The organism is Pseudomonas sp. URMO17WK12:I9 (genome assembly GCF_900230165.1).
GTDB lineage: Bacteria > Pseudomonadota > Gammaproteobacteria > Pseudomonadales > Pseudomonadaceae > Aquipseudomonas > Aquipseudomonas fulva.
On sequence record NZ_OCMQ01000012.1, the window covers coordinates 105,737 to 118,677 of the forward strand.

Genomic DNA, 12,941 nt, shown 5'->3' on the forward strand with positions numbered 1-12,941 from the left:
CAGCGTTGGTTGAATCTGAAGTAAGGTTTTCCCTACTGGACCGTTTGAAGGCGAAGGTCGGCGACTTTCCAGGCGTGTTTAGGCAGGACCGGAACGACCTGTCATCTCCCGTGCCATTTCGGTGGCGTAACTGTCCGTCATCCCGGCTATGAAATCGATCATGCGCAGGAAGGCCTGATAAAGCGAACCATGGGGGTCGGGGGCATTGTTGCCGAGCAGATCCAACACCCTGCGGCTCTTGAACGAGGGCGTGCGGCCACCCTGTTGTTCCAATGCGGCGCCACAGAAGGTGTTCAACAGGATCTCCAGCGTGGTGTAGGCACCGATCTCGTGAAGCGTTTTGCGCTTGTCCTGGAAAATCTTGTTCCGCGCCATCGCCTTGGCGTGCAGTACACAGCGTTTGGCGGGGCCGTGCATGTGCTCGACAAGATCGCCGGTCAACTGGCCGGCAAGCAGTGCATCTTGCTGTTCCACGAAGGCATGTGCCGCCGCATTGGTCAGATGTTCGATCGCCTTGCCGCGCAGGATCGCCAACTTACGACGCCTTGAGTCACCTGGACCGAGCTGCCTGTAGGTTTCTGGCAGGTCGTTGCCCACCAGATCGAGTAGCAGCGCTTCGACTTCAGCGTACTGTAGAAGCTCCATTTCCAAGCCATCTTCCAGGTCGATCAGGCCATAGCAGATGTCATCGGCAGCCTCCATCAAATACACCAGGGGATGACGTGCCCAGCGCTGATCATCTACCTGGGGCAGGCCCAGACGACTCGCAATCTGCTCCAACAGAGGCAATTCGCTTTGGTAACACCCGAACTTGTGCTTTTTGTAGCCCAGGGCATCGGCATGACGAGCGCTCCAGGGGTACTTGAGATAGGTTCCGAGGGTGGCATAGGTCAAGCGGGTGCCCCCATCGAACTGGTGGTACTCCAGCTGCGTCAGTACCCGAAAGCCTTGGGCATTGCCTTCGAAATTGAGGAAGTCAGCCCGTTCATCGTCGCGCATGTCGTCCAGCCAACCACGATTGGCGGCCTGCTGAAACCAATGACGGATGGCATCTTCGCCGGAGTGTCCGAAGGGGGGATTGCCGATGTCATGGGCAAGGCAGGCTGACTGCACCACCATGCCCAGATCACTCGGTTCACACCAGTCGGGTAGGCTCGTACGTAGCGTTTCCCCAACGCGCATGCCAAGCGAGCGGCCTACGCAACTCACCTCCAGCGAATGCGTCAGGCGCGTGTGGATATGATCGTTGCTGGTGACAGGATGAACCTGGGTCTTGCGCCCCAGGCGACGAAAAGCGCCGGAGAAAATGATGCGGTCATGGTCTTTGTGAAAAGGGCTGCGCCCCAATTCTTCAGCACTGTATAGCGCTTTGCCCAGGCGTTCGCGGGTAAGCAGGGTATGCCAATCCAAGGCGCAGTCTCCTGAAGGGGTAGAGCCGAGCATACGCCGTGTCAGGGGTTCCTGTGCGCGATGAACCCCTGACGCGGCGTGAGGTGTGGGTTACCGGCGCCGACGGTTGCTCTGCATGAACAGCTTCACCAGGGGAATCAAACTGGCACCCAGGCGCACAAGGCGGGGAAGGCCACCACTTCGAACGCCCTTGCCAGTCAAAAAGCCCATGGCCACTACCGCCCCTATGCCCCACAGTGGCGCATGCTTGATGCCGAGCCCGGCATGCAGCGAGCTTCCCATGCCGCGTATGCGCCGTACAGGTTCGAGCAGTTGGCCGGTTTCATGGCGGATTTCCTGGCGGTGCATTTCCATGCGCAAGCGCAGCAACGCCTTGCGCAGTTCCCGCGGGTTACGTGTATTGGGCAAGTCAGGCAGGTTCATGGCAGAAGGCGCTCCCGATCTTTGGCCAGTTCCTCAAGCGTGGAGTGGAAGGGCGAGGACTCGTCGAACACCGCGCTCTTGAGGCGCAGGCCACAATACAGCGCTGCCAGTCCATAAAACACGCACAGACCAATGATGCCGGCCAGGCGGTAGGTGTCCCAGAGCAAAACCAGCACCAACCCGGAAAGCGCTGTCAACAGCAGCAGCGCGAAAACCAGTGCCAGACCTGCGAACAGCAACAGGCGTAGTGTGCGTCCTTTCTGCTCCTGCAGTTCGATGCCGAACAGTTCTATATGGCTGTGTAGCAGCCCCAGAACAGCTGCACCGAGCCGTTTGCCGGTGGCGCCGGTGCCGATGGCGTCATTGTCCATGAAAACCCCTCAACGACGGTTCGCCAGCAGGCCGATCACCAGGCCCACGCCGGCTGCGATCCCAATGGCGTGCCAGGGTTTCTCCTGGACATACTGCTCGGCGCTGCCCAGTGCTTCCTGGCTGCGTTCGCGCAGCGATTCCTGTGTGACTTCCAGCGTTTCGCGTGCCTGCGCTAGGCGCTCGTGCATCTGTTCGCGCAGCGCTTGCGCCTGGTCACCTGCCAAGTTGGCGGTATCGGCCAGCAGCTTCTCCGTGTCGCGGACCAGTGCCTGGAAGTCAGCCATCAGTACATCTTGTGCATGCTTTGCCGAATTGCTGGCCATGTGTCTCTCCCTGTCGGTTGATGTTGGTACTTCGAGTGACGTGGCTGCTGGAAGGTTCAAGTCACCACACTGGTACAGGCTTTGCTTAAGTTTTGCATCGTTGCAGGGCATCTGTTGAATGCACTGCGCCGCTTCGGGGCGTGTACCCACCGCCATGCCTAAACATTAACCCAAAATGCCCAGACTGCCAGATACGGCGTTCATCCATTCGTGGCAAGCGCCCAACCCGCCTTGCCTGGCACCGAATCGGTGCAGGGTGAGCCTCGACTGAGCGTTAATGGTGCCGACAGGTGCTTTTGCTTCATGGATATGACATCAAGCGCGATGCAGTCTCAGGTCAACGGTGCAAACACGTTGTTCATTCTGGTAGGCGCCATTCTGGTGCTCGCCATGCACGCCGGCTTCGCGTTTCTTGAAGTCGGCACCGTGCGCTACAAGAATCAAGTCAACGCACTGTCGAAGATTCTGAGCGATTTTGCCGTGTCGGCAATTGCCTATTTCTTCATCGGTTATTGGGTAGCCTACGGGGTCGAGTTTTTTCAGCCTGCTGCCACACTGGCTATCGATAACGGCTACAGCCTGGTCAAATGCTTTTTCCTCCTGACGTTTGCAGCGGCTATACCGGCGATCATCTCGGGCGGGATCGCGGAGCGAGCGCGCTTTGCACCGCAACTGTGCGCTACGGCGTTGATCGTGGCATTGGTGTATCCGTTTTTCGAGGGGCTGGTGTGGAATGGCAACTTCGGTGTCCAAGGGTGGTTGCATGAGCACTTTGGAGCGCCGTTCCATGATTTTGCCGGCTCGGTAGTGGTGCATGCCATGGGCGGCTGGCTGGCACTGGCTGCGGTCCTGCTGCTGGGCCCCAGGCGCGGGCGTTACCGTGAAGGGCGATTGGTCGCGTTCGCGCCATCGAGTATCCCTTTTCTGGCCTTGGGCTCCTGGATACTGATCATCGGCTGGTTCGGCTTCAACGTGATGAGTGCGCAAACCTTGCAGGGCATCAGCGGCCTGGTCGCTATCAATTCATTGATGGCCATGGTCGGCGGTACCCTGGCCGCCTTGCTGGTCGGTCGCAACGACCCGGGTTTCCTGCACAACGGCCCGCTGGCCGGGCTGGTCGCCATTTGTGCAGGCTCCGACCTCATGCATCCCGTGGGCGCGCTGACTACGGGTCTGGTGGCGGGAGCGTTGTTCGTATGGGCATTCACCGCTGCGCAGAATCGCTGGAAGATCGACGATGTCCTGGGTGTCTGGCCCCTGCATGGGTTGTGTGGGGTGTGGGGCGGTATCGCCTGCGGCGTTTTTGGCCAGGTCTGGATGGGTGGCTTGGGTGGGGTCAGCGTCTGGAGTCAACTATTGGGAACGTTGACCGGGGTAGGGGTGGCACTGATCGGCGGCCTGGCGGTCTACGGCGCGATCCGCAAGGTGCTGGGGTTGCGGCTCAGTCACGAACAGGAGTTCGAAGGGGCTGACCTGTCCTTGCATCGCATAGGCGCCACAAGCCAGGACTGACAGGCTAGAGGTGCAGGCATCGGCAGTGCGGCCTAGAATAATGACCTGCGAAAGCCATTGGGGATGCGTGTCATGTTGCCAGAATGCCAGCTGTTCAGCACCTTGGGATGCCACCTGTGCGAGGTGGCGGAGGCCGTGCTGATGCCTTTCGTCGACCATGGGTTACTGGTCGAGTTGGTCGACATCGCCGAGAGCGAAGCGCTGTTTGAACGCTACGGTCTCGTCATCCCCGTCCTGCGCCGCTGCGATAACGAGGCTGAATTAGCCTGGCCGTTCGATGCCGATCAAGTAGCGGCCTTCCTGAGGTAATCAACCCTCTATAGGAGCCGTGACCCTGCTCCATTGCAGCGGGCGCCTGTCCGATGATCGCGTCCAGGCACCTACCAAGCCTCTGGTGCCGACCTCGCCAATCGCCATCGGACCTCTATGCCATGTTGCTCACTCCACATTTTACGCTCGATGAAATGATCATTTCTCGGGTCGCCGCTCGGGAAGGTTTGGACAACACCCCACCGCAACCGGTCATCGACAACCTTCGAATGCTCTGCACCACCCTTGAGCAGGTGCGCAGATTGCTCGCGGCGCCGATCATCATCAGCAGCGGCTATCGCAGCGAACACCTCAATCGGCTAGTGGGTGGCGCCGCCAGTAGTCAGCACCTGCAAGGGCTTGCCGCTGATTTTACGGTCAGCGGGCTATCCCCCAGGGACACGGCGCGCCGGATAAGCACAAGCCCGATCGCATTCGATCAGCTCATACTGGAGTTCGACAAATGGGTGCATCTGTCCGTGACCCATGGCGTACCACGCCGACAGGTACTCACCTTGCGCGGGGGGGACGGTTACCTGCCTGGGCTGGTATGACATCGATTGACGGCAACGGAAGGATATTCGTATGCTGTACATAAATACAGTATTAGGGTGAGTCCATGCTCAACGTCGAGCAATTGAAGTACAGCGTCAACCGGATGCCCGTCGACAGGGTGGCCGACGCTGTCCTGGAGCTTCGGTTTGAAGGTCTGGTCACCGATGATCGCACGCCTTTCGGCAAGGTGCATTTCAATACCTGCTTCGCCGAGGTCGAGGCGCTGTTTCAGCGGGCTGGCTATCACCGAGGGCTGGATGTGGTGGGTTATGAAGGGCTGGTGTATGCGCTGTACGACCCCAGCCGCTGGGAGCCTGTTCAGGTGCTGCGCTGGCTCAAGGCGCGCAGCGAGTCGCTGGCCCAGGCTGGCTGATCGGCGGGGCTTGAAGGATAATACGCCGCCAAGCCAGGTTCCGAGCCCAACGATGACCTCATTCGACCCCGCCCGACTGCAAGCCAGCACGGTATGTCTGCCCCCAGGTCAATGGGCTACGGTGCTCGATTGCCTGTGCGATCACTTCAAGGCCATCGACCGTAGCCAGTGGGTGGACCGTTTTACCCGGGGGCGTGTGCTGAGCGCCGACGGCCAGGCCATTTCGGCAAATCATCCCTATAAGCGCGGCCTGCGCCTGCACTATTTTCGCGAGGTGCCGAACGAGCGGGTGATTCCCGTGCAGGAAGCGATACTGCATGTGGACGACCACCTGGTGGTGGCTGACAAACCCCATTTTCTGCCGGTAACGCCGGGGGGTGAGTACGTGGAGCAGACCTTGCTACGCCGTCTCATTCATCGTCTGGACAATCCGCACCTGGTGCCCCTGCACCGTATCGATCGGCACACGGCCGGGCTGGTACTGTTTTCAGCCAACCCTGAGTCACGCAGCGCTTACCAACGCTTGTTTCCAGAGCGGCGGATCGATAAACGCTACCAGGCCATTGCTGCCCCCCTTGAGCAACACGTGTTTCCATTGGTGCACCGCAGCCGCCTGGAACACGCAGAGCCGTTCTTTCGCATGCATGAGGTGCAGGGGCCGACCAACAGCGAGACGCACGCCCGCGTATTGGAAAAGAACGGGGAGCAGTGGCGGTATGAGCTCTCGCCCATCACGGGCAAGACGCACCAGCTGCGGGTGCACATGGCTGCGCTGGGGGCGGGCATCAGCAATGATCCGTTCTATCCGTCATTGCTCGAGGGTCAGGATGACTATCAACGGCCGCTGAAACTGTTGGCGCAAAGTCTGCGCTTCGATGACCCGTTGACCGGGCAAACTCGCCATTTCGAAACCCAACTGCGGCTTGATTGGTAGCGCTGGTCAATACGAGGGGCCGGCGATGCCGACCCCTCGCAGGCTGTCAGGTCTAGCGGTTGAAACGCTCAACCAGTGAATATTGACTACCCGCCGTGCTGTTGAGGGCCTCGCTCAACACCGCCGAATGCTGTGCCTGTTCGGCCGTCTGGTCGGCCAGGTCGGCAATGGTGCTGATGTTGCGGCTGATCTCGTCGGCTACCGCAGTCTGCTCCTCGGTCGCAGCGGCAATTTGCGTGGCCATGTCGGTGATGTTCGCCACAGCTTCACTGATGCCCACTAGCGCCTCGTCAGCCTGCATCACCCGATCGACACCCTCCTGGGCCTGGCGGTGACCACTTTCCATGGTCGTCACGGCGTTGCTGGCGGTTTGCTGGAGCTTGGCGATCAGGCCGTGAATCTGCCCGGTCGACTCAGCCGTGCGCTGGGCCAGCTGCCGCACTTCGTCGGCAACCACGGCAAAGCCCCGGCCCATTTCGCCTGCCCGTGCCGCTTCGATGGCGGCGTTCAACGCCAGCAGGTTGGTCTGGTCGGCAATGCCTTTGATGACATCGACCACACCGCCGATCTCGTCACTGTCCTTGGCCAATTGCGTCACGGTCTGCCCAGTTTCTCCAACGGCCGCCGACAGGCGTTCGATGGCTGCTCGGGTCTCACCGGCAATTTGACGGCCCTGGCCTGTCAAGCGATTGGCCTGCTGGGTCGCATCGGCGGTGCGTTGCACATGGTTGGCCACCTCCTGGGTGGTAGCAGCCATCTGGTTCACTGCGGCAGCGACCTGCTCGGTTTCCACGCGCTGGCGTTCCAGGCCTGATGAACTCATATGCGCCAGCTCGTCGGACTGACGGGCCTGATCGCTCAGATGCTCGGCGCTATCCTGCAACCGTGTCAGGCAGGTCTTCATCCGGGCATCCTGGCTGAGCATGGCCATTTCCAGGCGCGCCTGCACGCCGCGGCTGTCGGTATACATCTGCGCAATCAGCGGATCGGACGTGGTCTGCTCGGCCAGGCGCAACAAGCGCTTGAGCCCACGTTGTTGCCAGGTCAGCCCAAGCAGGCCCAGGGGGACAGACAACGCTGCTGCCAAGGCAAAGCCCCATGAGTGTCCAAGCCAGTTGCCGATCAGGAAGCCGATCTGGCTGATCAGGATGAAGGGCAACCAGTCCTGCAAGATGGGGAGCCACCGGTCACGCCGCGGTACTGCCGGTTTACCTTGGTTGATACGCAGGTACAGGGCCTCGGCACGACGAATCTGCTCAGCGGTGGGCTTGACGCGCACCGACTCGAAGCCGACGACTTGGTTGTTGTCGAAAATCGGTGTGACATACGCGTTGACCCAATAGTGGTCACCCGACTTGCAGCGGTTCTTGACGATGCCCATCCAGGGCTGGCCCTGCTTGAGGGTCTGCCACATGTGAGCAAACACGGCAGGCGGCACATCAGGATGACGCACCAGGTTGTGCGCTGCGCCCATCAATTCGTCGCGGGTGAAACCACTGATTTCGATGAAGGCATCGTTGCAGTAAGTGATCACACCTTTGGCATTGGTGGTGGAAATCAACCGCTGCTTGGCAGGGAAAGTCCGTTCTCTCTGGGTAATGGGCTGGTTGTTGCGCATGGCTAGGATGTCCGCAGGGCTTTGGACTGGTATCGGCACGGTGCGCGGATTATTGAGGGGATATTTACAGGGGTTGATCCATGGCAGTGCATGGCAGGTACGGGTGAGCTACTGGCAGTTGCTCGCCGTTGGTTCGCACGGGGTTCTACATGAGTACCTTGAGGTGGCATGGGCTAGCAATGCCCGCTTGGGAAGAGGGTGCCAGCCTGCGCGCAGACTGGCACCCTCGCGGGGCCTACGCGGCGATCAACTGACGCAGCACATAGTGCAGGATCCCACCCGCCTTGAAGTACTCGACTTCATTGAGGGTGTCGATCCGGCAGAGCACTTCGATCTGCTCCTTCGTGCCGTCTTCGCGGGTGATGGTCAGTGCCAGGCTCATGCCCGGCACAATGGCCGTCCCTTCCAGGCCAGTGATATCGATCTGCTCTCTGCCTGTCAGGCCAAGCTGTTTACGATCCTGGCCTGCCTTGAACTGCAACGGCAGCACGCCCATGCCAACCAGGTTGGAGCGGTGAATACGCTCGAAACTTTCGGCCAGCACTGCTTTAACGCCAAGCAAGTTCGTGCCCTTGGCAGCCCAGTCGCGGCTGGAGCCTGTGCCGTATTCCTGGCCGGCGATCACGACCAGGGGCGTGTCTTGCTCCTGATAGCGCATGGCGGCGTCGTAGATCGACAGCTTCTCGCCGCTTGGCACATGCACGGTATTGCCGCCTTCTTCGCCTGCAAGCATCTCGTTGCGGATGCGAATATTGGCGAACGTACCGCGCATCATGACTTCATGGTTGCCGCGCCGTGACCCGTAGGAATTGAAATCGCGAGGCTCCACGCCCTTTTCGCGCAGGTAACGACCCGCAGGGCTATCGGCCTTGATGTTGCCGGCCGGAGAGATGTGGTCGGTCGTCACCGAGTCGCCCAGCAGGGCCAGGATGCGGGCGCTGTGGATATCGGTGATCCGCGGCGCCGGTCCTTCGATGCCTTCGAAGAAAGGCGGGTGTTGAATGTAGGTCGAGTCCGGTTGCCACACGTACGTGGCAGCCTGTGGCACTTCGATAGCCTGCCATTGCTCGTCGCCTGCGAACACCTCGGCATATTCCTTGTGGAACATGGCTGTGCTCACCTTGGCCACCGCCTCGGCCACCTCTTGCTGGCTAGGCCATATATCCTTCAGATAGACCGGCTGCCCCTGCTTGTCAGTGCCCAGTGGGTCGTGTGTCAGGTCGACTTTCACGCTGCCAGCCAGTGCATAAGCCACGACCAGGGGCGGTGAGGCGAGCCAATTGGTTTTGACCAGTGGATGCACGCGGCCTTCGAAGTTGCGGTTGCCGGACAATACCGAGGCGACGGTCAAGTCGGCGCTGCTGATGGCGTTTTCGATAGGCTCGTCCAGCGGACCTGAGTTGCCGATGCAGGTGGTGCAGCCATAACCGACCAGGTCGAACCCGAGCTCATCGAGGTAGGGCGTGAGACCGGCCGCGTCGAAGTATTCGGTGACTACCTTGGACCCCGGTGCCAGCGAGCTTTTAACCCATGGCTTGCGCTGCAAACCTTTCTCGAGGGCTTTTTTGGCCACAAGCCCAGCCGCCATCATCACACTGGGATTGGAGGTGTTGGTGCAGGAGGTGATGGCCGCAATGACCACGGCCCCGTCGCGCAAGGTATGGGTCTGGCCTTGATGGCTGTAGTCGGCTTCGCCCGCCTGATCGGCATTGCCCACGGCAACGCCCCCTCCGCCCTCGCTCTCGAGCCTGCCGACTTCCTTGGCGGCAGGTTTGGGTTGCAGCTCGACGAACTGCTCGAAGGCCTGCTTGACCTGGGCCAACGCAACCCGGTCTTGTGGGCGCTTGGGGCCCGCCAGGCTGGATTCGACGTCATTCATGTCCAGCGCGAGCGTGTCACTGAAGGTAGGCTCCTGGCCAGGTAGGCGCCACAACCCCTGGGCCTTGCAATAGGCCTCGACCAGTTGCACGGTCGCTTCAGGGCGACCCGACAGGCGCAGGTAATCCAGCGTTACTTGATCGACCGGGAAGAAACCACAGGTCGCACCGTACTCTGGAGCCATGTTGGCGAGGGTAGCGCGGTCGGCCAAGGGCAGCTCGGCCAGACCGTCGCCATAGAACTCCACGAACTTACCTACCACGCCTTTCTTGCGCAGCATCTGGGTGACCGTCAGGACAAGGTCGGTGGCAGTGATGCCTTCGCGCAGCTTGCCCGTGAGCTTGAAGCCGATGACCTGTGGGATCAGCATCGACACCGGCTGGCCTAGCATGGCAGCCTCCGCCTCGATGCCGCCCACGCCCCAGCCCAGCACGCCCAGGCCATTGATCATGGTGGTGTGGGAGTCGGTGCCGACCAGGGTGTCCGGGAAGGCATAGGTGCGGCCGTCGGCTTCGCGGGTCCACACGGTCCGCCCCAGGTATTCGAGGTTCACCTGGTGGCAGATGCCAGTTCCAGGCGGTACCACACTGAAATTGTCGAAGGCACTCTGGCCCCAACGCAGGAACGCATAGCGCTCACCATTGCGCTGCATCTCGATGTCGACGTTCTCGCCGAAGGCCTGCGGTGTACCGTATCGATCAACCATCACGGAGTGGTCGATCACCAGGTCCACAGGCGATAGCGGGTTGATGCGCTGGGGGTCGCCGCCCGCTTTGGCCATGGCCGCGCGCATGGCGGCGAGGTCCACCACCGCAGGCACACCGGTGAAGTCTTGCATCAGTACCCGCGCGGGGCGGTACTGGATTTCACGGTCTGAGCGCTTTTCACCGAGCCACTGGGCCAATGCTTGCAGGTCTTCACCGGTGACGGTCTTGCCGTCCTCCCAGCGCAGCAGGTTCTCCAGCAGCACCTTCAGCGACATGGGCAATTGCTGCAGGTCGCCGAGCTGTCGAGCAGCTTTCGGCAAGCTGAAATAGTGATAGGTCTTGTCACCGACATCGAGCGACGTGAGGGTATTCAGGCTATCGAGCGAGGGCATTGCCAACTCCTTCTGAGCCGGTGCCCGGCAACGTCTCGAAGGGCTGCCGGTAGCACCGCTGTGTACAGGCCCGCACGGCACGGGTCCGACTGAATGGTCAGGTTAGTCCTGTTTGCCTGACCTGACCCTTTTCTGGACCAGCGGGGCATGTCCCAGGTTCCGATCTTCCTTTATCATCGCCGCCCTGCCGGCGCCTGTGTCGCGCCAGCCGTAGTGGAGTAAGAGATGGAAACCCTGTTCATGCATTGCCGGCCCGGCTTCGAGGGTGAGGTGTGCGCCGAAATCAGTGAACATGCCGCTCGCCTGGGAATTGCCGGCTATGCCAAAGGCAAGCCTGGCAGCGCCAGCGCCGAGTTCGTCTGCAGCGAGCAAGGCGGTGCCGATCGGTTGATGCACGCGGTGCGGTTCAATCAGCTGATTTTCCCAAGGCAGTGGGCGCGTGGCGCGTTCATCGAGCTGCCCGAGAGCGATCGCATCAGCGTATTGTTGGCGCACTTGGCGGACCAGCCGGTGTTCGGCAGCCTGTGGCTGGAGGTGCTCGACAGCAACGAGGGCAAGGAGTTGTCGACGTTCTGCCGCAAGTTCGAAGCGCCGTTGCGCAAGGCGCTGGAAAAGGCCGGTCGCCTGGTGGACGACTCGAGTCGCCCGCGTCTGTTGCTGACGTTCATCAGTGGCCGCCGGGTGTTCGTCGGTCAGGCTCTGGCTGACAACAGTGCATTATGGCCGATGGGCATTCCCCGCTTGAAATTCCCGCGTGAAGCGCCCAGTCGCTCGACCTTGAAGCTAGAGGAGGCCTGGCATCAGTTCATCCCACGCGAGCAATGGGAGCAGCGGTTGGGCGATGACATGACCGGTGTCGACCTGGGTGCGTCGCCGGGTGGGTGGACGTACCAGCTGGTACGGCGCGGTATGCTGGTAACGGCCATCGACAATGGCCCGATGGCCGAGAGCCTGATGGACACGGGGCTGGTCCAGCATTTGATGGCCGATGGCTTTACGTGGCAGCCCAAGCACCCGGTGGATTGGATGGTGTGCGACATCGTCGAGAAACCGGCCCGGACGACGGCGTTGATCGAGACGTGGTTGGGGGAGGGGTTGTGCCGCGAGGCGGTGGTGAACCTGAAGCTGCCGATGAAGCAGCGGTATGCTGAGGTGCGGCGGTTGCTCGATCGCATGGAGGCGACGTTCAAGGCCCGGAAGGTGAGGGTGCAGATTGCGTGCAAGCAGCTGTATCACGATCGGGAGGAGGTGACGTGTCATTTGCGGCGGGTTGATTTGAAGGGGCGGTGAGGGTCTGGCTGGCCTGGGAGGTTGAGTCAGTTGTAGCTGTACTGCCTTCAACTAAATTGACATTAGGCTGGAAAGCAGGCCGACTCGTGTCGTTGTCGTTGTCGTTGTCGTTGTCGTTGTCGTTGTCGTTGCCGTTGCTTTGGCTTTGGCTTCTAAGCGCGCGGTAGTCCAGGCAACACAGATCGCGACTTCAGGAGGCCGAGCGCAGGGCTTGCGGAGGGAGGTGACAGGCATGGATGCCTGTCAAGCGCTGGGCCCCAGGATGGGGCCTGCAGCGCGGTCCTCCCGGGAGCAAGCCCGGAGCGAGGGGACCCCGGAGCGTAGCGTAGGGGCCGGATGATAGGAGCAGGCGGTTTTTGCTTACTTTTTGACAAGACAAAAAGTGAGCCGCCGTAAGGGCGGAAGGGTGACTGTGCGCCACCCGCGCCAATGAATACCAACTTGCTGTATGCGCCTACGCTTTGAAGTTTGAAGTTTGAAGTTTGAAGTTTGAAGTTTGAAGTTTGAAGTTTGAAGTTTGATTGGGTTGGTGTGGGTGTTGATAGAGAGCATAGTCCGTTTGCGATGGCGACGCTTAATCACCTTTTCGCCCTTACGGCGAGTTACTTTTTGTCAAACGCCACAAAAAGTAACCAAAAAAGGCTGCGCTCCGTTCATACGGCCCCTACGCTGCGCTTCGGGGTTCCCTCACTCCGGGCTTGCTCCCGGGAGGACCGCGCTGCAGGCCCCATCCTGGGGCCCAGCGCTTGACAGGCATCCATGCCTGTCACCTCCCTCCGCAAGACCTGCGTTCGGCCTTCTGAAGTCGCGAAGATCAAGATCAAGATCAAGATCAAGATCAAGAT

At 60.6% G+C, this 12,941-nt stretch carries 12 protein-coding genes; 6 read left to right on the top strand and 6 right to left on the bottom strand.

From position 1 onward, the window contains the following. Positions 1–78 precede the first annotated feature (78 nt). From CRP40_RS19510 to CRP40_RS19525, 4 genes are all read right to left on the bottom strand, one after another. Positions 79–1,410, bottom strand: a complete 1,332-nt coding sequence (locus CRP40_RS19510; protein ID WP_027916550.1) for a deoxyguanosinetriphosphate triphosphohydrolase — start codon at positions 1,408–1,410, stop codon at positions 79–81. Between the two features lie 90 nt (positions 1,411–1,500). Continuing rightward, positions 1,501–1,833, bottom strand: coding sequence for a hypothetical protein (locus tag CRP40_RS19515; protein ID WP_027916551.1), 333 nt, complete (start codon positions 1,831–1,833; stop codon positions 1,501–1,503). Then, positions 1,830–2,204 (bottom strand): phage holin family protein, encoded by a 375-nt coding sequence (locus CRP40_RS19520; protein WP_023533670.1) that lies wholly within the window; start codon positions 2,202–2,204, stop codon positions 1,830–1,832. Before CRP40_RS19520 ends, CRP40_RS19515 begins: the two co-directional genes overlap by 4 nt. A 9-nt stretch (positions 2,205–2,213) precedes the next feature. Beyond that, positions 2,214–2,528 carry a DUF883 family protein gene (locus CRP40_RS19525; protein WP_027916552.1) on the bottom strand — a complete coding sequence of 105 codons (315 nt, stop codon included), beginning with the start codon at positions 2,526–2,528 and terminating at the stop codon, positions 2,214–2,216. A gap of 303 nt (positions 2,529–2,831) precedes the next feature. Here CRP40_RS19525 and CRP40_RS19530 point away from each other — a divergent pair, with 303 nt between their 5' ends. The 5 genes from CRP40_RS19530 to CRP40_RS19550 all read left to right on the top strand — a co-directional run bounded on the left by CRP40_RS19530 (position 2,832) and on the right by CRP40_RS19550 (position 6,211). After that, on the top strand, positions 2,832–4,040 hold the full coding sequence (locus tag CRP40_RS19530; protein WP_027916553.1) for an ammonium transporter: 1,209 nt from the start codon (positions 2,832–2,834) through the stop codon (positions 4,038–4,040). Positions 4,041–4,112: 72 nt separating this feature from the next. Then, on the top strand, positions 4,113–4,349 hold the full coding sequence (locus CRP40_RS19535) for a glutaredoxin family protein (RefSeq protein WP_027916554.1): 237 nt from the start codon (positions 4,113–4,115) through the stop codon (positions 4,347–4,349). A gap of 122 nt (positions 4,350–4,471) precedes the next feature. Further along, the gene (locus CRP40_RS19540; RefSeq protein ID WP_027916555.1) at positions 4,472–4,903 is read left to right on the top strand and encodes a D-Ala-D-Ala carboxypeptidase family metallohydrolase; all 432 of its coding nucleotides are present in this window, start codon (positions 4,472–4,474) and stop codon (positions 4,901–4,903) included. 65 nt (positions 4,904–4,968) lie between these two features. Then, on the top strand, positions 4,969–5,277 hold the full coding sequence (locus CRP40_RS19545; protein ID WP_027916556.1) for a hypothetical protein: 309 nt from the start codon (positions 4,969–4,971) through the stop codon (positions 5,275–5,277). Between the two features lie 52 nt (positions 5,278–5,329). Further along, on the top strand, positions 5,330–6,211 hold the full coding sequence (locus CRP40_RS19550) for a pseudouridine synthase (RefSeq protein ID WP_027916557.1): 882 nt from the start codon (positions 5,330–5,332) through the stop codon (positions 6,209–6,211). 52 nt (positions 6,212–6,263) lie between these two features. Here the strand turns inward: CRP40_RS19550 and CRP40_RS19555 are convergent, their stop codons facing one another. Further along, complete coding sequence (locus tag CRP40_RS19555; RefSeq protein ID WP_027916558.1) at positions 6,264–7,829, bottom strand: PAS domain-containing methyl-accepting chemotaxis protein; 1,566 nt, start codon at positions 7,827–7,829, stop codon at positions 6,264–6,266. Between the two features lie 235 nt (positions 7,830–8,064). Continuing rightward, complete coding sequence (acnA, locus tag CRP40_RS19560; RefSeq protein WP_027916559.1) at positions 8,065–10,806, bottom strand: aconitate hydratase AcnA; 2,742 nt, start codon at positions 10,804–10,806, stop codon at positions 8,065–8,067. A 225-nt stretch (positions 10,807–11,031) separates the two neighbouring features. On the opposite strand from acnA, the gene rlmM reads away from it, so the two are divergent. Next, on the top strand, positions 11,032–12,096 hold the full coding sequence (rlmM, locus tag CRP40_RS19565) for a 23S rRNA (cytidine(2498)-2'-O)-methyltransferase RlmM (protein ID WP_027916560.1): 1,065 nt from the start codon (positions 11,032–11,034) through the stop codon (positions 12,094–12,096). The last annotated feature ends 845 nt before the right edge of the window (positions 12,097–12,941 follow it).